The organism is Virgibacillus carmonensis, assembly GCF_057836705.1.
In genome coordinates this window covers 185,430-211,770 of sequence record NZ_JBYQFJ010000001.1, presented here as the reverse complement: position 1 = coordinate 211,770, position 26,341 = coordinate 185,430, and the positions used below count along the sequence as shown (strand labels likewise).

Genomic DNA, 26,341 nt, shown 5'->3' with positions numbered 1-26,341 from the left:
CCTCACTCTTTATTACTGCTTACTTTATATCCTATGCGCCAGCTATTAAGTGAGATAGACTACCATAACGAAAAAAACAAATTTGGCGTTTGTCCTGTTATCAAATACGAGACGTTTGGAAGGGAGGAAAGGAACACATGATTAATGTATTGTTTATCGCTGAAGATACATCTAGCCTGCTAAACAAAAACTTTTATTATTTAGAGCAGGAACTTACTAACATAGTAAATTTAACGATATGGAGAAAACCTGGTCACATTAGCTATATTTTGAAACAACTAGAAACGAGGCCAGACTTTATATTGCTGTTAAATGACATTGATAAAGAAATGTCACCCATGATTAAAGGACTTGCAAATATCGATATTCCAACAGGACTATTTGTAAATGATGTTCATCGTTTTACGAGCCTTAGAAGAAACTATATAGCTAAAAATAATATTTCTTATTTGTTTACTGTTGTTCGAGATAAGTTTATAGAAACATATCCGGAATTTGAGAATAAAATGGAATGGTTTCCTCACTTTGTTAATATAGAATTATGTAAGGACTATGGGTTGGAAAAGGAGATAAATTTATTAATGATGGGCGCTATAAACGACTTTTATCCATTAAGACAAAAAATAATTAAGTCGTATGAAGGAAACACAGATTTCGTTTTTCACCATCATCCAGGTTATCGAAATTTTAGTGAACAAGAAGAACATCACTATTTTATCGGCCAACTATACGCTAAAGAAATTAATCGGGCCAAAATTCTTTTTACCTGTCCATCCATCCTAAATTACCCAGTTATAAAATACTTTGAAACACTTTCTTGTAATACCCTTTTGTTAGCACCAACTTTTAAAGAGTTGGAGGATCTTGGATTTATTCCTGGATTTCATTTTGTACCGATAGACGAAAACAATTTCAAGGAAAAGGCGACCTCTTTTTTAGCGAATAAGGCAGAACGGGAAAAAATTGCTGAACAGGGGTATAATTTTATCCGACAAAGGCATTCCGTTAAACTACGAACTCAACAGCTTGTTAAAAAAATAGAAAGTATACTCCATAAATAAAAAGGGGGTTTTCACTTGTCTACTATTCCTAAAAGTACACAACTCGGAGATCACACTGTCATAGAAAAAGATGTAACCATTGGTGAAAATGTTGTAATAGGACACAACAGCATCATCTTACAAGGCACCAAAATTGGTGATAACGTATCAATTGGTTGTAATTGTGTCCTTGGAATTCAACCAAGTGTTAATCAAAGGATGCGAAAGATTACTAAGATTGACACTGAACTCATTATTCAATCAGGTGTAAAAATTGGGCATTTAGTATCCATCTATTCTGGTTCCAGTATCGGTGAGAATGTTTTTATAGGAGATCATGCTAGTATTCGAGAAAATGTTTCAATTGGTAACGAATCTATCGTTGGTAGAGCAGCTATTGTTGAACTAAACACTAGAATAGGAAGATCTTGCACCATTCAAACGCTGGCATATGTAACAGGTGATACTATACTAGAGGATCACGTTTTTATCGGTCCTTGTGTGTCGATGTCAAATGATAAATACATGGGTGCAAAGCACTACTCCCTAAAAGGACCCTATATTAAAAAGGGAGCTAAAATTGGAAATAATGCTTCCATGCTGCCAGGTATTATTGTTGGTAAGAACTCCATCATAGGTGCTGGGGCAGTAGTTACAAAAAATGTGGAAGATAACATAACTGCTGCAGGGGTTCCAGCGAGGAAGATTGATTCTTAGTTGTTAGGGAACTTTGAACCTTTCTTTGGTACTTCCGTATAAAGCTCGGCTAAATTTAGATATGTAAAGGAGCCATCGTGGTGAAAATTCTAACTGTTGTTGGAGCAAGACCGCAATTTATTAAAGCTTCCATGCTGTCAAGGTTATTTCAGAAAGACAAGAACATAACAGAAATATTGGTACACACAGGCCAGCATTATGATGCGAATATGTCTGAAGTTTTCTTTAAACAACTACAAATTCCGAAACCAGATTATAACCTGGGGGTCGGTTCTGACTCCCACGGAAAGCAAACTGCCAGGATGCTATCGGAAATTGAAAGCCTTCTAACAAAAGAGAAACCTGATATTGTACTTGTTTATGGTGATACCAATTCCACTCTCGCTGGTAGTTTAGCAGCTTCCAAGCTTCATATACCTATAGCACATGTCGAATCCGGATTGCGCAGTTTTAATAAAAAAATGCCAGAAGAAATTAACCGGCTGCTAACTGACCATCTTTCTACCTGGTTATTTTGCCCTACTGATACCGCTGTTACTAACTTAAAAAGAGAAGGAATAGAGGAGGGAGTCCATTTAACAGGAGACATAATGTTTGACACCATTCTTTATTATAAAACGGCTGCACTGAAACATTCTACCCTCCTTTCCAGGCTGAATCTTGCAGCAAAAGATTATTACCTTGCTACCATTCACAGAGCAGAGAATACAGATAATATCAACAGACTTCAGAATTTGTTAACGGTATTATCCCAATTGGATAGAGCTGTAGTTCTGCCTCTACATCCACGGACTAAAAGTAAAATTAAACAATGGAAATTAGAACACTTTCTTACAGCATCCCATATTCATATTGTTGAACCTTTGGATTACTTCGATATGCTCACGTTAGAAAGTCAGGCGAAGATGATCTTAACCGATTCTGGTGGAGTTCAAAAAGAGGCCTATATGCTTCGAATCCCTTGTATCACACTTCGGGATGAAACAGAATGGATCGAGACTGTCCAGGCAAAATGGAACAACCTCGTAGGTGCTTCCGACCATCAAAAAATTTTAAGGGAAATATCAGTAAAAAAAGCACCAGATACTTATCCTGTGCTTTTTGGAGAAGGTAAAACTTCAGACAAAATTTATAAGGTATTATCCAAGGATGGATTGTAAGTTTCCTTCTTTATTGAATATACAGAACCAGTGTACTTCGTTCCGGTTACCGTACACTGGTTCTGTATATTCATATCTTTATAAAAGCCTGTTTTCGTATAGTTTGTTGCTCATACCCACCGAAGTTGATAAAAAATGCGACGTAAGTGCCATGTTTGGTGATTGAACAACCGTTCCGGAAATCCACTGGGTTTGTGCTTAACAATTTCAATTTACTTGATCACTGCTTGCTTTTATTATAAAAATAGCCTTCAATTTATGGCAGTTGATTGGAGCGGAGGGCAGTCGACTCCTGCGGGAGGATAGGCATAGGTGAGACCCCGCAGTGCGACAGCACGAGGAGGCTCACCAGCCGCCCACGGAAAGCGACTGCCCGCAGCGGAAATCAACTAACGCCTACGTCGCATTTTATATCCTTTGTATCAAAAACAACAATCTTTTAGAAAACAGCCTTCCTAAAAGATTGGCTGCGGCTCCATCTCCTCCGCTTTTCGGAAGAGCGAGGAGGCTCAGCGAGAGCCTGGAAAGCGTAGTGTATTTCCAGATCGGTATGTTATGACACAATTTTTCGTAAGGGTTAAATAGTACGTATGAAAGAAGCTTTATAAAATAAATCTATTGGTACTTTCACCTAATAATGTTTCATAAATCATCAATAATCTCGTCTCTACATTTTCCCATCCATATAACCTCTCCATTACACTTCTTGCATTTACGCTCATTTGTTTAAGTTTCTCTTTATTTTCATTTAAATAGAGAAACGCTTTTGTATAGTCTTCTGCTGTCGCTTTAGTCTTATTGATTACAAGCCCGCACTGATGTGTCCTAATAAATTCCTCCATTTCATGACATTTGTTAACAACCACGGGGATTCCATTATTTAAATAACTAAAAAACTTGTTTGGCAATGCATAGGAACGATTAAGTGAGTGCTGTAAATCATCAAAGTCAATCCAGCCTATGTCAACATCCTTCATATGCTTTGAAATTGAATGGTAATCAACCCAGCCAGTTAACTCTACATTATTTTTGATATTTTCCGGAAGGGTCAAGGAATGTCCGTGTAAAACACCACCGATTATTTTGAAATTAAAGTCGGTTTGTTTAGAGCATAATTCCGTAATCTTAACTATTTTATCACTGCTTCCTTTTTTGTTATCTGCTATATGTCCTTCATAACAAACGGTGAGTTTAGTATCCGCATAATTTTTGGGTTCAAAATTTCTATCAAGGGGCGGAGAATTGTAAATTATTTCAATAGGAAGTAATGGTTCTTTTGAAAGATACCAGGATTTAATAGAATGGGAAACAGTAATAAGTTGATCAATTTCCTTAATCATGCCATTTAATAGATTTACCGTGGCTGCTTTATATGTTTTTGATATGGTTCTATTATCGAATGGATCAGGAATAAGATCGTGACTATCGTAGATTAATTTAATTTCTTTATTATGCATTTGTTTCATCATTCTCTTAATACCAATACCTGCATACAACGAAGCTAATTCATGAGCATGGTAAATGTCAGCATTTTCTTTCAATCCAATTTCCGTTAATGGGTTTTTGAAACTGGAATAGCTACCGTTTTCAATATGACTCTGCATTTCAATTGGTGAGGGCTTGAAAATTTCTAAATTATAGGTAATTATTTTTATTCCTTCATGAACAAAAGATTGTTCTAAAAAAAGGTTATCAAAAGGTTTTTTATCTATATCAAACAGTTTTCCTTTTATTCTTGGCACAATCATCGTTACATCATAACCATTTTTTTGTAGTGCTTTGGCCTCTTTTTTAAAGATTCTTGAATCTAAAAAGGAATGGGTGTGTACCAACATACATACTTTTTTCATTTTTATTTCATCCTCCATTACAATTACTCGGTATGTTTCTCAAGCGACTGTACGCTATTTATTTTTATACGGCTCCGATTCCAGCCCTTTATATAGAGGGTTATCATTCCATGAATCAACGTATTTTTTCCATTTGTTAATATACGTCAACAACCGCTTATCCTTTGTGATCGTATAAAATTCCTCAAGTCTGTTAATGTGTATGAAATGATAAATATTATACCATTTGGAACCAAGCTGCTTAAATGTAGTAGGCGTTGCAAGAGAATGTAAATGTTGCCATGGTATTTTTACATTTATAAAGTTTTCCCCTTTTTGTATCGGTATTTCCTCTAGAAATATCTTATTCTTGGGATATTTATAGATTTCGATTTTTGGGGAATACGTTGGCTGCAATATAGATAGTTTTAAACTTCCTGGGGCATTACTCACTAACCTGATATCAATTTCATTTTCCTCAGGATATGAAAATCTGCTTAGTAATACATGTAAGGATGCTGAATGATTTTTTATTAAAAGCTTTTCCCCTTTTTGAACTATAGAGTTCGCATCAATATAATTGGCATACATCTTTTTTGAATCAACTGGTAATTCAAAAGTTTCTTCTCCAGGTACGTTTAACTTCACTTCTTTTAGTTCAACATTACTAGAGGTAGAGTTAATCCTTATTGTTGTATCTCCATTGAGTGTGTATCTGGAATTAGCAAAGAGTGGGGCATCATATAAAGGAAGTAAGCTACACACTGTATTTAAATTTTCACGCCAAAAAGCAGTTGCATCGTTCTCTTTTAATAAGTCAGCGTAATTTTTCACTGAAGAAATTGCTGATAGCCATCCATTTAGAACATAACCATTAGGGGACATCGGATATTCTTGAATACTTGGACCTTTTGAAGATTGGTGGAAGACACCGCCTTCGGAAACTGGAATTTTTAAGCTTTTGTAAATGTTTTTGGCTGCCTCCTTATATTTGTCTATTTTGGTTGAAGCATATAATTGCGCCAAGACTTCTGCATAATAGGCTTGGGTTAAACCTGAATAATAGTCTTTACTTGTAGAATTAAAAAAAGAGTCTGATTTATACCAAAATACAAGTGAGTTTATAAATCTTTCCATTCTCTGGATGGCTGCATCTGCTACCTGCATAGCCGCTTTTTGATACTTGATATCTTTTGTTTTTTTGTATTGAAATAGATAGTCTCTTATTACATAAATTCCATAAATCGGATGGCAAGCGACTGTATCACCTAAGTCCTTTCCAGGGTAACCGTCGCTCAAGAATTTAATTTTATACCTATGTTTGCTAACAGTTTCTAAGCGGGGAGTAAAGTTAGGCATTTCCATACAGATTTTCCTCCTCCTTAACAATTATTTTCTGCATTATATTCAAAAAAATTACGAGAGTGAGGGCTTAAACAGGTAAATCCTGCGACAGAGTTAGAACGTATAAAAACCTCTATTGTGTATAGGCACCACTTTAAAATGAAAATGGTTGAATTAATTTGCATAGTATAATCAGGTCTTTGCTCCGTATATCCTCCAAAAGTATTAAATTACATTTGTATACTATTTCAGCGAAGGATTTAATACGTTTACTAATAGGGTTTAAACACTCTTACAACTAAACAAAGTGATGCAGAAATTCCCGAAAAACTGAAATGACTGGGAGGAGTTAATATGGTGAAAAACGTTTGCTTCTTAGTATCTGAACATCCCTTTTTAGATGCACGTATTTTCAAAAAAGAAGCCAAAAGTCTGGTGAGCCAAGGTTACAAAGTAACGATGATTGTTCCTAAAAAAGACGGTTATCTATTTGACGTGAATGGTAGTGTCTTTAGTGAAAGCTTTCGGTCCCCAACCTTTATTCATGAGGGGATCAAAGTAATTACGTATGAACAGATTTTTCCTGAAAAGAATATTAAAAATCTTCATTACAATCTTCGTTCTGGAAATGACACTCGTTTTACTGATCCATTAACACGATTAGGAGTTGCGCAAAAGGCGGATTTCTATCATGCTCATGAGTTTTATTCTCTGTGTTCGGGCATTGGAATCAAACGTGCATTAACTTCAAAGGGAAAGCGTTGCAAATTAATCTATGATAGTCATGAATTAGAACCTGATCCCTTAAACTATCAAGCTCAAAATATTAAAAAAGTTAAAAGACAAATGCTTGAATATATGTTAAAAGAATTAGACTACATAATAACAGTGTCAGAGTCTATTAAAGAATGGTATCTCTCGATAGATCCACAACTTCCGATAGAAGTGATTTATAATTCGCCTCCATTAGCATCCAAATACGAACCAGGACAGGGTACTAGATCTGATCTTGTCATCGCGTACGAAGGTGTTTTAAATCAGAAAAGGGGAAATTTTAATAAGCTGTTGGACGTATTGGAAATGTGTAATAAAACATTTGATCTAAAAGCCAAAATAATTGGAGGAACAAAGGAGTCAAAACAAGATTGTACCCCTTCTATTCCCTCTTACTTAGAGGATAAAGTGAACTTTACCGGGTGGGTAAGCTATGACTTAATACCTGATGCCATGAAGGATGTTGATTTAGGATGGGTAGATTTAGACGCTGCTAACTCCCTGAACAACCGCTTTGCTATGCCAAATAAGTTCTTTAGTTATTTAAATAATGGCGTCCCTGTTTTAGTAAATCAATGCAAAGATATGGATGGATTTATTCAAACGTATAAATGTGGATACACCGTCAAAAAATTACAGGCCACTGCTCAGGATTATTTTCAAGCACTCCTCTCTCTCCATTCCAATAGAAACAAAATCCATGAAATGAGTCTAAATGCACGCAAGGTAATGGAATCAGAATTCAGCTGGGAACACATGGAAAAGAGACTATTCGCTGTCTATCATCGATTAGCCGAAGACATGTGAACAGTCCAATCACTTTAATTTTCTGCCACATAAACTATCAAATGAATTCCTAATAACCAGAAATGAGGTTGAAATATGATAATAGACCAAAGCCATCCATTTCCGAATGTGGCCGTTGTTGGCCTCGGAAAGATAGGACTGACTTTAGCTGCTGTATTTGCCAATAATGGATTTAACGTTTTCGGTTCGGACATAAACAAAGATGTCATTAATTTAATAAATCAAGGTAAATCACATATTAAAAATGAACCGGGATTAGATCAGTTAGTCTTAAATGCTCATAAAAATAAAACATTATCAGCAACTGCTGTAAACACCGAAGCTGTTGCCCAATCGAGTATAATAGTGGTGATTGTTCCGGTACTAGTTGATGAACAAAACAATGTAGATTACCAATTTATTGATCAGGCTGTTCAAGATATAGCCAAGGGAGTTAAGAAAGGCTCGTTAATAATCTTTGAAACAACACTTCCTCCCGGAGACACAAAAAATAGGTTCGGGAAGAAAATAGAAGAAATTTCAGGTTTGCGTTTGGGGGAAGACTTCTATCTCGCTTATAGCCCTGAAAGAGTCTACTCTAACCGAATTATTCAAGATTTGCAAAACTATCCAAAAGTAGTTGGAGGAATTAATAAGAAAAGTCTTGAACTGGCGTCAAACTTTTATAAAAAAGCATTGGCTTGCGAATTAATTGAAGTAAGTTCTTTAGAAACCGCAGAATTTTCCAAGGTTGCAGAGTGCGTTTACCGTGATGTGAATATCGCTCTTGCTAATGAACTGGCTCAGTTTGCAGAAGAAAAAGGCGTAAATATGTCAGAAGTGATCGAAGCCAGCAATAGTCAACCCTATTCGCATTTACATTCTCCTGGCATTGGCGTTGGAGGACATTGCATTCCCATCTATCCATATTTTTTCATTAACAAAGGATTAAAACAGGGACTGACCCCATTGTCCAGACAAATCAATGACAACATGGCTGATTATGCAATTTCAAAAGTTGAAAAAGGCATAGGATCTTTGAATGATAAAAACATTCTTATTTTAGGTTTATCCTATAGAGAAAATGTAAAAGAGCCAACAAAATCAACTACCTTATTGTTAATTGACCAACTTAGGGATAAAAAGGCGAATCTCTATGTAAATGACCCTATGTTTAGAGATAGTGAAATTATTCAATATGGAGCTACCCCTTTATCCTTGAAAGATAAACTTATTACTGAGATGGACGTGGTTATCCTTCAAGCCTTTCACCAGGAATATAGCAGTATAGACTTTAACAGTTTTAATAAATGTAAGCTGGTACTAGACGGACGTAATAAATTAAATGAAAACGAAATAACCCAGTTGGGAATTATGTATGAGCGAATAGGAGGTTAAAAAACCAAAATGCCAAATAACGCGTTTAGTCAGATACCAATGGTTGATTTAAAAGAAGAACTGAAGTTAATAAGATCCCCAATACTAGAGACATTAACCGACGTCTTAGATAGTGGGGAATATATTTTCGGGGAAAAAGGAGAAAAGCTAGAAAAATTAGTTGCCCAATATGTAGGAGCTTCCTATGGGCTTGGAGTAGCAAACGGAACAGATGCCCTGCAATTATCTCTAAAAGCATTGAACATTGGCCCTGGTGATGAAGTCATCACAACACCATTTACTTTCTTTGCCACCGGAGAAGCAATTGCACAAGTAGGGGCCAAACCTATCTTTGTTGACATAGAAGAAGAAACGTATAACATTGATCCTTCCAAAATAGGAGAAGCTTTAACCCAAAATACAAAAGCCATAATCGTCGTACACTTGTATGGTCAAGTTGCTAAAATGAATGAAATAATGAAAATCGCTAAAACAAATAACCTGAGAGTCATAGAAGATGCTTGCCAAGCTATTGGGACAGAATATAATGGGAAAAGAGTTGGAGCAATAGGCGACATTGGCTGCTTTTCTTTCTTTCCATCAAAAAATCTTGGGGCATTTGGAGACGCCGGTCTAGTAGTAACCAATCAAAGTAGTCTATATGAAAAAATCAGTGAACTTCGAAATCATGGGAGTGAAAAGAAGTATCACCACTCATCAATCGGTATGAATAGTAGGCTTGATGAATTTCAAGCAGCTATTTTGCTTATTAAATTAAATTATTTAGACACTTTTTTGGATAATAGAATAGACATTGCTAGAAGGTACACGGAGAACTTTGCCAATCTCTTAAAAACCCCACCAATCTCAGAAGATCGAAACCATACTTTTCACCAGTACTGTATTGAATTGAACGACAGGGATGAACTCGCTTCTGAACTGAAAAATAACGGTATTGCTTCAGCTGTTTATTATCCCATTCCCCTCCACTTGCAGAAGGCTTTCCATTATCTTCATTATAAAGAGGACGATTTCCCGATTGCAGAGAAGACAGCCAAAAGAATATTGGCACTCCCTATTTTCCCTATGCTATCTATTCAAAAGCAAGAGTATGTTATTTCAACAATAAAAAAATTTATGAAGAACAATGGATAATGAAGTATCCATTGTTTTCTTTAGTTAGAATTTAGCGTTTTCAAAAAATCATTCCACTTCGAATCATTATTTTTTGTGATGCTCTCACTGTGTTCCCGTACATTATAAACAGTAAAATCATGATAACAAAACCGAAAGTTCTTTATTAATCGGTTTAACACACTTACGTCTTCATAAAGCCTTCCATTTTCAAACTCAACCACTGGGAACCCCCCCTCCTCTTTTAAAAATGAAGTTCGGTATATTCTTGGTCCAAGAGGAAAACGATATGACAGTAATTCTGCTTTTCCGTTGATGGCAACCCCTTGACTAACTCCTTTAAAGAGAACGTCCTCTTCTACCTGTTTCCACTTTCTGAGATTCCCGTACAATACAGCAATATCCTTAGGAAGATCTGATAAATGCTTTTTAATAACGAAAACAGCATCAGGATCAAGCCAATCATCCGCATCAAGTTCCAATATAAAGTCAGACTTAACGTGGGATAATAAATCGTTCAAAGCCTTTGCTTTCCCCTCATTTTTTTTGTTAAATACTTTCACTTGTTTCCCATCATCCCATCGTTGAAGGTGTTTATGGGAGTTATCCGTTGACCCATCGTCCATGATTAGTACTTGTTCCAGCTGTTCATTTTGCAGGAGACAGGAAGCAATTGCAGTTTCAACATACTTTTCCATATTATAATTTGACATCAAAACGGAAAGCGTTGGGTGTTCCGTTTTGACCTTTTTCAGTTGATATTTTTGTAAAATTTTTTGCTTTTCTTTAGTATTCGCGGAATTATTCTTCCTTCCTTGCTCCACCAGGTTCTCTTTAAACAAGTTGGAAGAATTCTCTATAGTTGAAAGCCAGGCAGGAAAAAAAGCCTCCCTGAATGGCAGCTGATCGTTTGAAAAAAATGTTTCCTTTTTAAGAAACGACGTGCGAACTAGCAAAGGATGATGGGTAACGGTGTTTCGATTATGATAAAGGCTCCCTAAAAGTGTTTCGGATTGGGAAAGTTCGAGGGATTCGATACTTATAGCGGGAGAAAGGTAGTCGGTATCATGAAGAAATAACACAAAAGAACTGGTTAGTTTATAGATGGTATTATTCAGTGTTTCCCCCAGGTCATTATGTGCAATAGGAATAAATTGAACCCGATCAAACCAATCATATACATGGTCCATAGTTAAAGACATACTTTGCTCCTGAAAAACCATAACGGATTTTAAACTAGAGTCCAGTTTTTTTAAAGAGATTAAAGCTTTATGCAATAGTGCCTGATTGGAATAATGAACAAGAATTGCGGTTATATCTTTCAACATCAAGCCCTCCGTTCTTTTAAAGATTAAGAGCATGCATAGATATATGTATGATTTAAAAATGCTTTTATACCCGTCAGTGTCGATGTTTTCCCAAGATATCCACACATCCACTAAAACTCATAGACAACTTACTCATTTTTACTAGAAATTAGGACTTCTATACAGACTTTTATAAACGACATACATATATTAATAGTGATATACAACCAAATTGGTAAGGAGGGATTTTTATGGGTTGTTATAAAAACGAAGAAATAATCAAACCGAAACACTCCAATGATGATTGTGTATGTGACGTAGTAAGAAATATTGTGAAGGCACAGGATCAATTGATAGATAACGATTGTGCGAGCAGCTGTTATCGTTCCATTCAACAATTACGAGGAAACGGAAATGGACTTGATCCTCAAAATACAATTATTCCATTTATTCTTTATTGTGCGGATACCTGCAAACCGTTTATAGGGAGTGGAGTATTTCAAGCGCCTTTAGAAACAAACGGAGAAACTTTCTTTGGATGCATAGAGACACCAATTTTTCGAGCTAAACACTTTGTTGAAAACAATGACTGCTGTGTAAAACTGGAATTACTGTTACCTATTTCAGAGGAACACCAAGTTAAATCATCTCACATGGATAATGTGAGTAAGGTGTGCTCGTTTTTCCCAGAAGATGATCCAGTTACAAATTATATGGCTACTGGCATATGTCTAACAGTTGATCTAGAAGACTTCCTTGGTATTACATGTTTAGAACCTATTAATCCAAAATAGGTTTATTATTTCTCAAATACCCTTATTAGGGATTACTATACTCTCTGACAAGTGATGGAAGGGATTGGTATTCATACCTCATTGTACATGGAAAAAATGTTTTCATGGTGGGGTGACAGGTAAAGAAAAAAAGCCACTAGTCCTATGGAAATAAATTCATGCACATGAGGACTAGCAGCTTTTAAAAAGATTCTTGCTTATATAAAATTATTTTCGGTTGGAATCCTTCGTTTATTCACTTGCTGTTACTTCCAATTCCTCTAGTAAATAATTACACATTCTCTCATGGATACGTGATCTCTTACCAGCTTGCCACTTCACCATCCGTCCTTGGTTCAGTTGCACCGGCAAGTACCCCGTTTTCAGGGTTACGCCATATGATTTGACCTCTTCCAAATCCATCCTCATCCACTGCTCTTATGATATGATGTCCTTTTCTTTCCAATGCCTGCGCAATATGAACAGGAAAATGAGCTTCCACCTTAACCGTTTTTCCATTAACCCACATCCATCGTGGTGCATCAAGGCTGGCTTGCGGGTTTAGGTTAAAATCAACCGTATTCATGACGACTTGCAAATGTCCTTGTGGTTGCATAAACCCACCCATAACCCCAAATGGTCCGACTGGGTTATTTCCTTTTGTCAAAAACCCAGGAATAATCGTGTGATAGGTTTTCTTTCCAGGGGCTAAACAATTACTGTGCGCTGGATCCAATGAAAAGTCTTTCCCCCGATTTTGTAAAGCAATTCCCGTTCCAGGTACGACAATTCCCGATCCAAAGCCTTTATAGTTGCTTTGTATAAAAGAAACCATATTTCCTTCATTATCTGCAGCAGCTAAATAAACTGTACCGCCTTGTGGTGGTGTGCCCGGCTCTGGAGTCAAAGCTTCATTTCCAATTAACTTTCTTCTTTCCCGGGCATAAGTGTCTGAAAGCAGATCTTCAACGGAAACCATCATGTTTGTTTGATCTGTAATATAATGTTGACCATCCGTAAATGCAAGTTTCATCGCCTCAATTTGTTTATGAAACGTATCGACTGAATCCTTTTCGGAGAAATCATACCCTTTTAAGATATTTAGAGCCAATAATGTTTTTAAACCTTGCCCATTTGGTGGGATCTCCCAAACATCATAACCCCGATAATTAACGTGAATGGGATCAACCCACTCCGGTTTATAAGTCGCTAAATCTTCCTTGCGTAGAAATCCACCATGTTCTCGCGAAAACCGATCAATTTTTTCAGCCAATTCACCTTTGTAAAAAGACTCGGCTTTTGTATCCGCAATCGATTGTAATGTTTTGGCATGATCTGGAGAACACCACATTTGACCAATTCCCGGTGCATTCCCTGCTTCAGTAAACGTCTCAAACCAATGAGCAAACTCTTCCCCTTTTAGTTCCTTGGTAAAGGAATCTACAGCTTTTCGCCAATACTTACCTAAAATTGGAGAAATCGGATAACCGTTCTTGGCATACTCAATCGCCGGTTGCAACAATTGCTCAAATGGCAATTTCCCAAATTGTTCAGACAGTTCAGCCCAGGCGCTGGGTGTCCCAGGGACTGTAACCGGAATCCACCCGCGTGGAGGCATTTCTGTATACCCTCTCTTTTGTACGGAATCAATGGAAATACTTTGCGGTGATGGTCCACTCGCATTTAACCCGTGTAATTTATCCTTTACCCAAACAAGTGCAAAAGCATCACCACCAATACCATTTGAAGTCGGCTCCAAGACAGTTAAGGCGGCCGCAGTAGCTACAGCAGCGTCGATTGCATTTCCGCCCTTTTTCAACATTTCTAAACCGGCCTGGGCGGCTAATGGCTGGGATGTAGCCACAACCCCATTCCTTGCATATGTGGTCATTCTCCGGGATGAGTAAGGATAATACAATGGTTCAAAGTTCATGTCTCTCCCCCTATTTAGCTTCATTCGCCTTTTCCAACCTTTTCTTAACTTTATGACTTTGCCAAATTGCAAAGAGGATAGAAGCGACAGTTAAAGCTACCATTACTCCTGAAATCGGCCGGGTAATAAATGTGGTCCATGCAGGGTCTAATTGCAAAGCTCTATACAAATTCTTTTCAAGCTCAGGTCCTAATACCACTGCAAGTACAAGTGGAGCCAGCGGGACACCCACTTTTGAAAACAAATAGCCCACGATTCCAAAAATAAACAGAGTCCATATATCAAACATACTGCTGTTTAAAGCAAACGATCCTACCGCAGCCAACATTAAGACCGTAGGAACTAGAATAGACTGTGGGACCTGGGCGATCTTGGTAAAGAACCTTATTAAAAAATACATGGCAATAATCAATACAAAAGCAGCTACAAGTAAACTTACATAAATGCTTCCTACCAGTACAGGTTGTGTGCTGAATAACATTGGACCCGGAGTAATTCCGTGCAAAATAAGCACACCCATCATAATTGCCATTGGAACATTACCTGGTATCCCCAAAGTCAATGTCGGGATAAAGGCGCCCCCGATCACAGCATTGTTCGATGACTCTGATGCAGCTATTCCTGCGGGTATACCTGTCCCGAATTTCTCCGGGTTTTTGGAAAATTTTTTCGCCTGGTCGTAGCTGACAAAATTTGCAGCTGTTCCTCCTGCCGCCGGAATTGCGCCTATAACACTACCAATTAAACTTGACCTTAACAAATTCAACTTTTGCTTCATCATATCTTTCATAATTAATACGTAAGGAATGTGTACGTTTGTATCCACTTTCGCTACTGAGTCACCTTGCCTTTTGTTTTTCCTCATTTCTTCGACGTTCTCCAATAATTGCGAAAACGCAAAGGCACCAATTAATACAGGAAGAAGCTGAAAACCGGCCGTTAAAGCATCAAAACCAAAATCAAAACGGACCTGACCAGCTGCACTGACGCCAGTAGTAGCAACCAATAGCCCTACGGCTCCAGATAACATTCCTTTGTTTATTGCACCGTTAGACAAACTGCCCACCATCGTCAAAGCAAAAAGAACTAAAGTAGCAATTTCCCAAGGGCCAAAATTTAAACTGAATTTAGCTATAATGGGACCGATCGTCGTAAGAACTATCACACTAAATATCGTTCCCACAAATGACGAAGCAACACCAATACCTAGTGCTCTTCCTGGCTCCCCATTTTTTGCCATAGGATAACCGTCATATACTGTAGTAATAGAGGAAGGCGTCCCGGGTATTCCAAGCATAACACCAGAAACCAACCCTCCTGAATATCCCCCAACGAGCACTGAACTCATTAAGGCTAAGCCGCTAATCGGATCCATGGCAAATGTAAACGGAAAAGCAATTACAATTCCCATCGTAACGGTAAAGCCAGGTATCGCTCCAGCAATAATTCCACAAATGGTACCTACTATGATAAGCAATATGACATGCCATGTTAAAACTTCCTGTGCCGCTAATACAAAGAAATTATCCATTTTGTACTCCTTTCTTTTAATTGTAAAAACCTATTCTCAGTTTAAGGGAGTAAAACACCCAACAACTCTGTAAAGATAAAATAAACAGAAAGTGTTGCTATTAGTGTTACACAACTATTTATGATAACTGGTTTAGGTTTTTTCAGACCCATCAGCAATGCCTGACTGCCAAACATGAACAGCAATGTCGCGACAATAAAACCTACTATGGAAAGAATAAAGACGTAAAGACCGAAAAATAAAAATAAAAGAATTATTATTTTATATTTAGTTAAAAATTCCCTCCAGTTAAAATCGGTTGATTGGTCTCCATCCGCCTTAGTTATGAAGGACTTAATTAATATAATGATAGAGAAAAAGCCGATGGCGTATAAGAGAACTCTAGGGTACTCCGCAGGACCAGCCACTTGAATACTCGTTTTTTCAGAAAAGTTAAACGTCTCCATATAAAAGACAACGCAGATAAGAAGCATGCAAATGGAAAGTATTCTTTCTTTCTTCATAATCCCCTTCCTTCCTTGTAGAAAACAGGCTAATCATAGCACCATGACTAGCCTGTCTGTTCAACTAAAATTCCATGTTTTCAGCTAGACCATCCAGTTTAACTTGCAAATCATCAAGCCAAAGTTTGTACTCATCGTGCGGAATAAATTTAATTAGTGATCCAAGTTCCGCTATTTTTTTCTGAACCTCAGGACTTTCCGTTGCTTTTCTGAAGGCTTCTTCAATTTTGACAACCACTTCCTCAGGCGTTCCTTTTGGTGCGAATATTCCTCTACTTGTGGCGTTTTCCATATCAATACCTTGTTCTGCAAGCGTAGGAAGATCCGGTAATTCTTTCAATCTTTCTTCATGGGCGACACCTAAAGGCACGAACCCATTTCCAAAATATGATTTACCTGATGTGTAGTTGGTCATGGAAACATCAATTTGTTTTGCCAGCAATGCATTAATTTGTTCACCCGTACCTTCGTAGTTAATCAACTGAACGGCATCATTTTCAAGCCCTGCAGCTTCCAACATTTGAATGGCAAAGAAGTGATCCGTTGAGCCTGGTGTATGACTCCATTTCACCTTACCGGGGTTTTCCTTGACATAGTCTATTAGGTCATTTGCGTCTTCCCACTCAGAATCTGCATGGACGGTTGGGATATTCGGTGTTTGAGTAAGCAAAGCAATGGGTTCAAATGCCTCAAAGGAATAATCGACAATGCCTGCAAGATGGGCTGTATGAATAACATCATGACTGGCAAGGATCGTGTATCCATCCGGGTCAGCCTTTTTCACTTCTCGTGAGCCAATTGTTGAACTTGCCCCTTCCATGTTTACGGGGACAATGGTTTGTCCAAGATATTCTTCTGCATGAGAAGCAATGAGACGAAAAATAATATCAGTTGCACCACCGGGGCCGTATGGAATTATCATTTTAATTTGTTGTTCTGGGAAATCACCGGAAGCTGTTTCTGATCCACCTGATGGCTCGGATGGGCCACACGCGGCAAGTATCAGTAATAATGGTACAAGTAATAGAAAACTGACTTTTTTAAACATTATTTTCTCCCCTTTAAGCTTAAGTTTAGTGAGCGCTTACAAGATTACGACTATTGTATACTACGTTGATTCTTAAACCCCCTTTATGAAAAAATAGTTTCTCGGAAAATACATTTTGTTGGCAGCTTAAGTCTTTTGACTAGGACATTTGCTACACCAAGAGCAAGATGCGAACAAACTTTCCTCACACTCAACTTCTGGTGCAGAAACTATTTATGATTTTTTTAATCGCCTTAGGCTAAGCGAATCTCCAAATCTCTTAAAACGAAATAGGAGAGAGTTCAAAAAGCCAAAAATAAAGGGAATAAAATCAAACGGCTGAATCTAAAATTATGGATATACCTGGAAATCTTAATAGAGAGACAACAGAAGCCCACGGATAAATAGTTTGAGTTTCTGTAGTAATTCACAGATAATCAGTGGAAAGGTACAGCAAATAAACCAACGGAGATCGTTCTTGCAAATAATCCAGGCATAAATTTAAAAATCATAGAATAGATGTCTCCCGAAGTAATTAAAACTATACTTGTACTATATTTATTAATTGAATTAAATATTCCATTAATTTATTTTGTAAATCCATGATTTAGCTTTATCTTCTATAGCTTTCATGCGATTTCAGACACTCTAATTGTTACATCAAAATCTTTGTAATGGTTGTCATATTCCTTTTCCCAGACAGAATATAATGGCTAAAGAAATACTTTTGATGAGCATAAATGTTTTTAAAACATTCCACTTATTATTAAGATTGCAAAGCTAAAAATACAAAGTTACAATAACTTCTTCTCCTACTAAAGATACTAATAATTCCTCTTACTATTTTATTAGATAATCGATTTAGATTTCGATTGGTAGCTAACTCGAATTGTCACATGAAACAATTCGAGTACTTTTGGATGGCAAACACTTATATGTAAACAAAAAAAGCACCTCATTTTAAATAAGGTACTCTCCTGCCAAATGTTCACCCGATATCTCCCAGTTGTCCCCATAAATAAGAATCAGCTTCATCCAAATCTATTTTTTAACCGCATCATTCGCTTCTCAACCCTATTCTTGAAACATATAAAGGGAAAGTGATTCTTTAGAAAAGTGACCCTGGATTCCTCTTTTCTCGATAAAATAGTTTATAATATTTTCTTTATCCATACCTAATTCCAATAGCCCATTTGCAATGGTTGACAAATAGGCAGACGATGGTTTTATGAACGTTTCCCTACCCTCGGGATGGTTACTTGTAAAGGTGAACATTGGAGAACCATCCTTATCACCTAGATAGATAATAGTTCCATACCATCCTTCATCAATTTTTTGATAACCGCTTTTTATCACACTTCTAAGATCAATCTCTAATCCTGGTTTTTTATTTTCCTGGGCAACCACCTCAGAAAACTGTTCATCTGTTATTAAATACATCTTCCCGATAGTGGTTTCATTCTCGGCCTTCTTATGCCCAATAAAAGCTACCCCTCCTTCTCCCCATTTACTGCGTTCTTTTGCAAAATAAAGCAGAAATGGCAACTCAGCTTTTCTAATTTCTTTTGGTGGTGTTTTGTCTTTACAGCCTATCTCTCTTTTATCCGATCCAACAGGACGATCACCATTGATATAACACAAAAATCGATCCTCACAAAGATTGGATCCATAACTCACATACCAAATCTCCATGTCTCTTACCTCCAAATCGTTCCTTTTGATTTCAACATTCTAGCTCGATCATGTTCTCTTCCATCAGTGGCGGTGTGTTCTGAATGGATGACACCAGAAACACCCTCAATGTCAGCAGAAATGTAAAGTTTTAGCTTTACCCCCTCCTATTTAACTTTATTAGACTTCCGTGTCTTTTCATTAGTTGATTTAAGTATAGAATAGTCTTCCAGGAATTCTTCACCCTTACGTGATATCGTCGATCCTGCCCTACCTTGTCTTACAATCGTTAAACCCAGTTCTTGAAGTACTTCAAGTCTCATTCGTAATTGTTGCTCAGAAAAACTTAACCCTTTTTGTTCAAGACATTTCTTTAATGCTTTTCTACCATATGAAGTGTATACCTTTTTACCATCGAGAAAAGCACTTAATATTTCAATACTTTCATCTAAAAACCCATGTTCTTCTATTTTAGAGTTAATATAATTTAAATCAATATTTGTAAACCTTTGTTCTTCTATCTTTGAACGAAGATGAAAGGGCAGGAACTCCATCCCAACAGGTTCTGCTTCCAGCAAAGACAAGTAGGTTATTACATTATAGAGTTCTTTAACATTTCCTTCCCAATTGTATCCCTTAAAGAATTCAATAACTTCTTCTGTAAACTCAATATCACTCCGTTTAATTCTTTGTTTGATATTTTCTATTAATAGAAGAAGATCATCCATACGTTCAGATAGTGCAGGAACCCTAAGTGTATATCTGCATAGTAAGTTATATAGGTCACGATGGAACAAACCTTTTTCAACGAGTTCTTTGCAATTAGTTGAACTCGTGGTTATCACTCTACAATGAAGCGGTAATAACTCATTGCTTGCTAGGCTTAGAAATTCCCCTTTTTCTAATAGTCGGTAGAGTCTTTCCTGTATGGATAAGGGAAGCTCCCCAATTTCCTCTATACATACAGTTCCGTTTTCAGCAAGTTCAAACACTCCATAAGAGACACTGTCCACTTCAGTTGATCCGAATAAAACCTTCTCAACTACACTAATATTTTTTGAAGCACAATCAATTGAAACAAATGATTGTTCTGCTCTATTGGAATAATTGTGAATCGCTTGTACAAACATACTTTTTCCAGTACCTGGATTACCATCTATATGTATAGGGTCACTGCCGTTGGAATAACGCTGAGCAAGTTGGACTGCTTGTTTCATCGGTTCACTCACAGAGATAATATCATCAAAATGGTATTTAGCACCATCTCTAACATCTTTATTACTAGTTGTTTCCTTATTATCATTACCTGATAGCGAGACACACGCTTTAAAATAACGCTTAACAATTTGTGATTTTGGGTAATCAATCTCTAGTAAGTTTACTATCTCCTCAAATGTGCTAATGTCTAGTAACCTCGCACCTATATCAATAACATTTGTTAATCCTCCAGGTAAAAGATGTCGCTCACCAGGAGTAACAATGTAATCAACCGTATTTAAAATAGTCTCTTCTGATGAATAGGCTTGATAACTATGTTCGAAGACTGTTTCGCGAAGGGATTGAACTGTTTCCTCGACGTTCCGCTTATTATCATTTACCACCAAGATCTGTTGACCTGACGGAAGATTTAGCAATTCCCTGGTATTCGTATAGTTGATATCGCGTTTGGCAATGACAATCGGACAATCTTTAGGTATAAATTGAGCTACTAGCCCTTTAATTTGATTCGTCGAGATAACTACAATATTTCCACTTGCTATTGTATTATTTTGAAGATCCTTTACTGTTATTGAATTAATTTCTACCTTGTCACCTAGTATTTCTTTCACTTGTTTTGTAATTGTCTCTAGATACCTTTCTTGAATTGCAATAAGACTTATCTTCCTAATTTCCATTTTGCAGCTCCTCAGCTTAAGTTTGGGGGGCACCATACTTAAACGAGATGACAGGATACATAATGTCCTTCGTCAGTTTGGCGTAATTTTGGTATCTCTTTGCAACAAATATCTATTGCTATTGGACACCGTGTGTGGAACGTACAACCATTTGGTGGATTAGCAGGACTAGGAATATCTCCTTTTAAAATTATTCGCTCGCGTTTTAGCTTAGGATCCGCCACTGGGACAGCTGATAATAATGATTTTGTATAGGGATGTTGAGGACTTTTGTACAATGTTTCTTTATCCGCTATCTCCACTATTTTTCCTAAATACATTACACCTACACGATCACTGACGTGTTCCACTACACTTAGATCATGGGCTATAAACAAATACGTCAAATCAAATGAATTTTGAAGGTCTTTTAACAAATTCAAAATTTGGGATTGAATAGAAACATCTAACGCCGAAACAGGTTCATCAGCAATAATTAGCTTAGGGTTAACAGCTAAAGCTCGTGCAATTCCAATTCGTTGACGTTGCCCGCCACTGAATTGATGAGGATAACGATCTGCGTGATATGCATTCAAGCCCACAACTTCTAATAGCTCTTTAACACGATTCATTCGCTCTTTCTTATCAAAACCATGAACAACTAATGGCTCGTTTATAATGTCTCTTACCTTCATTCTAGGATTGAGCGATGCATAAGGATCTTGAAAAATCATTTGAAAATCCTTACGTGCATTACGAATTTGATTATCATTTAGCCCATTTATTTGTTTGCCCTCAAAATAAATTTCCCCCTCAGTTGGATCTAGTAAACTCATGAGCAAGCGACCAGTAGTAGATTTACCACATCCACTCTCTCCAACTAAACCAAGCGTCTCCCCTTTATTAATCATAAAAGATACATCATCAACTGCTTTAACAAAAGATCTCTTTCTTCCAAGTATTCCTTTTTTAATTGGAAAATATTTCTTTATATTCTTTACTTCAATTAATGGCGTTGTCATCACTTCGCCTCCAATTTTACTTCTTGGTTCTGATACAACCAGCATCTACAGGTGTGGTTTTCGTTTGTTTGTAGCAAACTCGGATCCTCTTTCAAACAAATATCCATGGCAAACTCACACCGGGGAGCAAACTTGCAACCTATTGGCATATTATCCGGGTTTGGGACATTACCTGGGATGGAATCTAATTTATCAACACGTTGACCTAATTTTGGAACAGAAGCAATTAATCCCCTTGTATAGGGGTGTTTAGGTGTCTCAAAGAGTGTATAGACGTCTGTTTCTTCTACAACCTTCCCTGCGTACATAACCACTACCCTGTCACACATTTCAGCAACAACTCCAAGATCATGTGTAATAAGCATAATTGATCTTTCATTTTCATCGCGTAACTTTCGCATAAGGTCAAGAATCTGAGCTTGAATTGTTACATCCAACGCAGTAGTTGGTTCATCAGCAATTAACAATTTGGGGTTACAAGCCATCGCCATAGCAATCATGACACGTTGACGCATTCCACCAGATAATTGATAGGGGAACTCGTTAATAAGTTCCTCTGCACGTGGCAGCCCAACTAATCGTAACATTTCAATGGCATGAGACCGAGCTTGTTTCTTATCGTATTTTAAGTGTAATCTGATTACCTCTTCAATCTGTTTTCCAATCTTATATACCGGATTCAAAGAAGTCATTGGTTCTTGAAAAATCATAGCAATATCGTTTCCGCGAATCTTACGCATTTCTATCTCACTTAGATTTAATAAACTCTTTCCTTCAAAATTTATCGATCCACTTGTTATTTCACCTGGAGTGTCATGCAAAAGTTGCATGATAGATAATGCAGTAACACTTTTTCCACACCCTGACTCTCCAACAACTCCAACGGTTTCACCTTTTTTAACAGTAATTGTTACACCATCAACAGCTTTTACTACACCTTCATCTCCATTAAAATAGGTTTTTAAGTCTGTTATTTCTAACATTTTTTCAGTCATAAAAATATCCCCCTTCTTTAAAAACTAATCCTTTATCTTTGGATCAAGTGCATCTCTTAGTCCATCGCCGAAAAGATTAAAGGCTAGTACAGTTAAAAAAATGGCCAGACCAGGATAAAATGTAACATGAGGGGCTATACTCAGGTAATCTCTTCCATTACTTAGCATTGCTCCCCATTCTGGTGTTGGAGGTTGTGCTCCTAATCCTAGGAAACTTAAACTAGCTGCTGTTAGTATTGCCGTTCCTATTCTCATAGTAAAATTCACAATAATGCTTGAGGCTGTCCCCGGGAAAATATGTTTCCAAATGACTCTTCTATTTTTTGCACCAATTGACCTTGTTGCCTCAACATAGACTGTAGCTTTAGTCGAGAGGGCACTACTACGAACAATTCTAGCAAAATTTGGAATACTGAATATAGAAATTGCAATTACAACATTCTCAAGACCGGGGCCGAGAATCGCAATTATACCAATAGCTAATAATATTCCTGGAAAAGCAAATAATACATCGCAGATTCGCATGATTACGTTATCCACCCAACCCCCATAAAAAGCGCTAAATAAACCAAGGATTGTACCAATTATGGCACCTAATAATACTGATATTGTTCCTACAAATAAAGAGATTCTTGTTCCAACCAATATCCGACTAAATATATCTCTCCCAAAAGCATCTGTACCAGCTAGATGTTCCAATGAAGATCCTTCTAGTAAACTTTCATAGTCAGGTTGCTCTGATGAGTATGGTGCAATTGCCGGTCCAAATATCGCAATTATTACTAAAAGAAGCACAAAAATCCCCGCTACTAATGCAAGACGTTGCTTTTTAAACTTTTTCCAAAATTCCCTGATTGGGGAACCCTTCTCAATATGTTCTGAGCTTACCATCACTTTATCAGCTACATTTGCTGTTTCTGTATTAGCCATGATCTGAACACCCCCTTTTCTTAATCATATCGAATTTGCGGATTAAGGAATCCATATATTACATCTACAATTAAATTAATTAAAATAAACTCTAGCGCAAACAATAGCATTTCTGCCTGAATAACCGGATAATCACGAAATGCAACAGAATCAATTAACAATCTGCCGAGTCCGGGCCAACTAAATACAGTCTCTATGACCACTGAACCTCCTAATAAAAATCCAAACTGTAATCCTGTCATTGTTACAACTGGTATCATTGCATTTTTTAATCCATGACCCCAGACAACCTTATGCTCATTTAAACCCTTTGCTCTTCCCGTTCTAATATAGTCATCTTTTAATATATCCATCAGTGATGAGCGTGAAAATCTAGCTACTACCGCAGCAACTCCTGATCCTAATGTAATGGATGGAAGAATGTAACTCTTCCAGGAATCTAGTCCTCCTGTTGGAAGCCAACCAAGTTGGACTGCAAACAATTGGATAAGTAGTAATCCCAACCAGAAGGAAGGCATTGAAATTCCGGAAACCGCAGTAAACATCCCTAAGTAATCTTGCCATTTGTTTCGTTTGGTAGCAGAGATAACTCCTATTAATAGACCGACTATGACTGCCCATAGCATACTCCAGAACGTTAACCAAAATGTTGGCATAAATCGCATTGCAATTTCATCAAACACAGGTCTACTTGTCTTTAAAGAAGTGCCAAGATCACCAAGAAAGATACCCGAAACAAAAGAAAAATATTGAATATGTACAGGCTGATCCAAGCCTAAATCTTTACGTACAGTCTCAACATCTTGCAATGTAGCATCTGGACCAGCAACTAACCTTGCTGGATCTCCAGGAATAAGATGTACAAATAAAAAGATAAAAATGGAGACTAAAAACAGAATAGGTATAATTCCAATTAATCTCTTAGCTATATATATTGGCATGTAACTCACCCCTTACTTAAAAATAGTTGAGCGCCACAGCTTGTAGCGCTCAATTTTATTACCTATTCTACAATTTTTAAATTTTCAACACTTAATGACCCATCAGGCATTAAATATATACCTTCTAAATAATTTTTCTTACCAGCTACAGTATCGTCGACAGATAAGAAAGCCCATGGAGCTTCATCCCATATAATTTCTTGAGCCTCAGCATAAGCCTGCTCTCTTTCTGTTGGATCTGCAGTTGCCAAGCCATCAGCTATAAAACCATTGACTTCTTTATTATTGTAATAAGCGGTATTGTATGACTTTGGTGGGTACGCATCTTCTCCTCCTACAAGAGGGCGAATTCCCCAGTCAGCATCTCCTGTAGATGGTGACCAACCACCATAGTACAATTCAACTTCTGCATCTTCTGGATTTTCTACTGACCAAATGCTATCTGATAGTGTACCTGATTCCATTGGAACCACTTCGAGTTCAATATTTATTTGTGCAAGTTGTTGCTGAACAAATTGCATACCTTTCATTGTAGATGAATTATTGTTGCCCCATACAGTTGCTTTAAATCCACCTTCATATCCAGCTTCTTTAAGTAATTCTTTTGCCTTTTCTAGATTATGTTCATACAGTGTTTGCCCTGAATAAAATTGAGTATTTGGCGCAATTACTGAATCTAGTGGAGTCGCATAGCCATTCATTACAACTTCTACGAATGCTTCCTTATTAATTGCGTAATTGATCGCTTGACGAACACGGACATCATTAAATGGTTCTATCAAGGTGTTCATCGATAAATATCGAACAATAATGGATGGCTTATTTTCAACTACAATACCATCTGTTCCATTAATACTTTTTGCTTGTTCTGTTGGAACAGGATAGATGAAATCAGCTTCACCTGTTTGAAGCATTGCAACACGAGTCCCATTTTCTGGTGTTGGTTTAAAAGTAATTGTATCAACTTCATTTCCAGTGGCATTCCAATAGTTTTCATTTTTCTCTACAGTTAAGTGATCCCCAGGCTGCCATTCTTTAAATTTATATGGCCCTGTCCCTACTGGATTTTGTGAAACCTTCTCTCCATAAGTTTCTAACGCTTTCGGACTTATTAACATCCCGGCTGGATGTGCGAATGTGTTAATCATTGCACCAAATGGTTCGGAAAGTATTACCTTTACTTCATATTCGCTAACAACTTGAGTTTCATCTATAAGTGCAAATAGACTAGAACGTATAAGTGTACTTTCTGGATCTGAAAGACGATCGAGATTGGTTTTTACAGCTTCCGCATTAAATGGTGCGCCATCATGAAAAGTTACTCCTTCTTGCAGTTCAAATGTAAATTCTGTAGCGTCTTCATTTACTGAGTAACTTTTAGCAAGGACTGGGACCAACTTCATGTCTTTGTCAAATCCATATAGACCTTCCAACATGGTCTTTTCAGCAGAATACGAAAGTGTATCATTGGTATCATGTGGATCCAAACTAACAAAATTATCTGCCACTCCAATAGTAATATCTTTACCTACCTTTTCCACAGTTTTTTTCGGTTCTTTTTCTTTATCTTCCTTGTCAACAGTAGTAGTTTCAGAGCACCCTATTAACGCAATAATTAAAACCAATAATAATACTGCCAACTTAGAATAATAAATTTTCCTCATAATTATTTC

General features: G+C 37.1%; 22 protein-coding genes. 7 read left to right on the top strand and 15 right to left on the bottom strand.

The genetic code is table 11. From position 1 onward, the window contains the following. Positions 1-137 precede the first annotated feature (137 nt). From AC3G7N_RS00900 to wecB, 3 genes are all read left to right on the top strand, one after another. A complete protein-coding gene (locus tag AC3G7N_RS00900) occupies positions 138-1,061 on the top strand; it encodes a glycosyltransferase (protein WP_489420247.1) in 924 nt (307 codons plus the stop codon). Between the two features lie 15 nt (positions 1,062-1,076). Beyond that, a complete protein-coding gene (locus AC3G7N_RS00895; protein ID WP_489420246.1) occupies positions 1,077-1,757 on the top strand; it encodes an acyltransferase in 681 nt (226 codons plus the stop codon). A gap of 80 nt (positions 1,758-1,837) precedes the next feature. Further along, positions 1,838-2,917 (top strand): non-hydrolyzing UDP-N-acetylglucosamine 2-epimerase, encoded by a 1,080-nt coding sequence (gene wecB / locus AC3G7N_RS00890; RefSeq protein WP_489420245.1) that lies wholly within the window; start codon positions 1,838-1,840, stop codon positions 2,915-2,917. A 602-nt stretch (positions 2,918-3,519) separates the two neighbouring features. On the opposite strand, the gene AC3G7N_RS00885 is transcribed toward wecB, so the two are convergent. Beyond that, on the bottom strand, positions 3,520-4,785 hold the full coding sequence (locus tag AC3G7N_RS00885; protein WP_489420244.1) for a glycosyltransferase: 1,266 nt from the start codon (positions 4,783-4,785) through the stop codon (positions 3,520-3,522). 36 nt (positions 4,786-4,821) lie between these two features. Next, a complete protein-coding gene (locus tag AC3G7N_RS00880) occupies positions 4,822-6,111 on the bottom strand; it encodes a D-glucuronyl C5-epimerase family protein (RefSeq protein ID WP_489420243.1) in 1,290 nt (429 codons plus the stop codon). Positions 6,112-6,444: 333 nt separating this feature from the next. Between AC3G7N_RS00880 and AC3G7N_RS00875 the strand changes: the two genes are divergently transcribed. The 3 genes from AC3G7N_RS00875 to AC3G7N_RS00865 all read left to right on the top strand — a co-directional run bounded on the left by AC3G7N_RS00875 (position 6,445) and on the right by AC3G7N_RS00865 (position 10,182). Then, complete coding sequence (locus AC3G7N_RS00875; protein WP_489420242.1) at positions 6,445-7,671, top strand: glycosyltransferase; 1,227 nt, start codon at positions 6,445-6,447, stop codon at positions 7,669-7,671. 75 nt (positions 7,672-7,746) lie between these two features. Beyond that, a complete protein-coding gene (locus AC3G7N_RS00870; RefSeq protein ID WP_489420241.1) occupies positions 7,747-9,048 on the top strand; it encodes a nucleotide sugar dehydrogenase in 1,302 nt (433 codons plus the stop codon). Positions 9,049-9,057: 9 nt separating this feature from the next. Beyond that, positions 9,058-10,182 (top strand): DegT/DnrJ/EryC1/StrS family aminotransferase, encoded by a 1,125-nt coding sequence (locus AC3G7N_RS00865; protein WP_489420240.1) that lies wholly within the window; start codon positions 9,058-9,060, stop codon positions 10,180-10,182. A 20-nt stretch (positions 10,183-10,202) separates the two neighbouring features. Here AC3G7N_RS00865 and AC3G7N_RS00860 read toward each other — a convergent pair whose 3' ends face one another. Continuing rightward, on the bottom strand, positions 10,203-11,486 hold the full coding sequence (locus AC3G7N_RS00860) for a glycosyltransferase family 2 protein (protein WP_489420239.1): 1,284 nt from the start codon (positions 11,484-11,486) through the stop codon (positions 10,203-10,205). A 233-nt stretch (positions 11,487-11,719) separates the two neighbouring features. On the opposite strand from AC3G7N_RS00860, the gene AC3G7N_RS00855 reads away from it, so the two are divergent. Continuing rightward, complete coding sequence (locus AC3G7N_RS00855) at positions 11,720-12,262, top strand: CotY/CotZ family spore coat protein (RefSeq protein ID WP_489420238.1); 543 nt, start codon at positions 11,720-11,722, stop codon at positions 12,260-12,262. Between the two features lie 301 nt (positions 12,263-12,563). On the opposite strand, the gene AC3G7N_RS00850 is transcribed toward AC3G7N_RS00855, so the two are convergent. The 12 genes from AC3G7N_RS00850 to AC3G7N_RS00795 all read right to left on the bottom strand — a co-directional run bounded on the left by AC3G7N_RS00850 (position 12,564) and on the right by AC3G7N_RS00795 (position 26,332). Then, positions 12,564-14,174 carry a gamma-glutamyltransferase family protein gene (locus AC3G7N_RS00850; RefSeq protein WP_489420237.1) on the bottom strand — a complete coding sequence of 537 codons (1,611 nt, stop codon included), beginning with the start codon at positions 14,172-14,174 and terminating at the stop codon, positions 12,564-12,566. 10 nt (positions 14,175-14,184) lie between these two features. Beyond that, on the bottom strand, positions 14,185-15,705 hold the full coding sequence (locus AC3G7N_RS00845; protein WP_489420236.1) for a tripartite tricarboxylate transporter permease: 1,521 nt from the start codon (positions 15,703-15,705) through the stop codon (positions 14,185-14,187). A gap of 41 nt (positions 15,706-15,746) precedes the next feature. Then, positions 15,747-16,208, bottom strand: coding sequence for a tripartite tricarboxylate transporter TctB family protein (locus AC3G7N_RS00840; RefSeq protein ID WP_489420235.1), 462 nt, complete (start codon positions 16,206-16,208; stop codon positions 15,747-15,749). Between the two features lie 64 nt (positions 16,209-16,272). Continuing rightward, complete coding sequence (locus tag AC3G7N_RS00835) at positions 16,273-17,256, bottom strand: Bug family tripartite tricarboxylate transporter substrate binding protein (protein ID WP_489420234.1); 984 nt, start codon at positions 17,254-17,256, stop codon at positions 16,273-16,275. 1,053 nt (positions 17,257-18,309) lie between these two features. Then, positions 18,310-18,927 (bottom strand): hypothetical protein, encoded by a 618-nt coding sequence (locus AC3G7N_RS00830; RefSeq protein ID WP_489420233.1) that lies wholly within the window; start codon positions 18,925-18,927, stop codon positions 18,310-18,312. 5 nt (positions 18,928-18,932) lie between these two features. Next, entirely contained in the window at positions 18,933-19,049 is a 117-nt protein-coding gene (locus AC3G7N_RS00825; protein ID WP_489420326.1) for a hypothetical protein, read from the bottom strand. 24 nt (positions 19,050-19,073) lie between these two features. Next, positions 19,074-20,801 (bottom strand): sigma 54-interacting transcriptional regulator, encoded by a 1,728-nt coding sequence (locus AC3G7N_RS00820; protein WP_489420232.1) that lies wholly within the window; start codon positions 20,799-20,801, stop codon positions 19,074-19,076. 38 nt (positions 20,802-20,839) lie between these two features. Further along, positions 20,840-21,802 carry an ABC transporter ATP-binding protein gene (locus tag AC3G7N_RS00815; RefSeq protein ID WP_489420231.1) on the bottom strand — a complete coding sequence of 321 codons (963 nt, stop codon included), beginning with the start codon at positions 21,800-21,802 and terminating at the stop codon, positions 20,840-20,842. Next, a complete protein-coding gene (locus tag AC3G7N_RS00810) occupies positions 21,802-22,797 on the bottom strand; it encodes an ABC transporter ATP-binding protein (protein WP_489420230.1) in 996 nt (331 codons plus the stop codon). Before AC3G7N_RS00810 ends, AC3G7N_RS00815 begins: the two co-directional genes overlap by 1 nt. A 24-nt stretch (positions 22,798-22,821) precedes the next feature. Beyond that, positions 22,822-23,688 carry an ABC transporter permease subunit gene (locus tag AC3G7N_RS00805; protein ID WP_489420325.1) on the bottom strand — a complete coding sequence of 289 codons (867 nt, stop codon included), beginning with the start codon at positions 23,686-23,688 and terminating at the stop codon, positions 22,822-22,824. Positions 23,689-23,747: 59 nt separating this feature from the next. Then, positions 23,748-24,668, bottom strand: a complete 921-nt coding sequence (gene gsiC / locus AC3G7N_RS00800) for a glutathione ABC transporter permease GsiC (RefSeq protein WP_489420229.1) — start codon at positions 24,666-24,668, stop codon at positions 23,748-23,750. Between the two features lie 62 nt (positions 24,669-24,730). Beyond that, positions 24,731-26,332, bottom strand: a complete 1,602-nt coding sequence (locus AC3G7N_RS00795) for a glutathione ABC transporter substrate-binding protein (protein ID WP_489420228.1) — start codon at positions 26,330-26,332, stop codon at positions 24,731-24,733. Positions 26,333-26,341 lie beyond the last annotated feature (9 nt).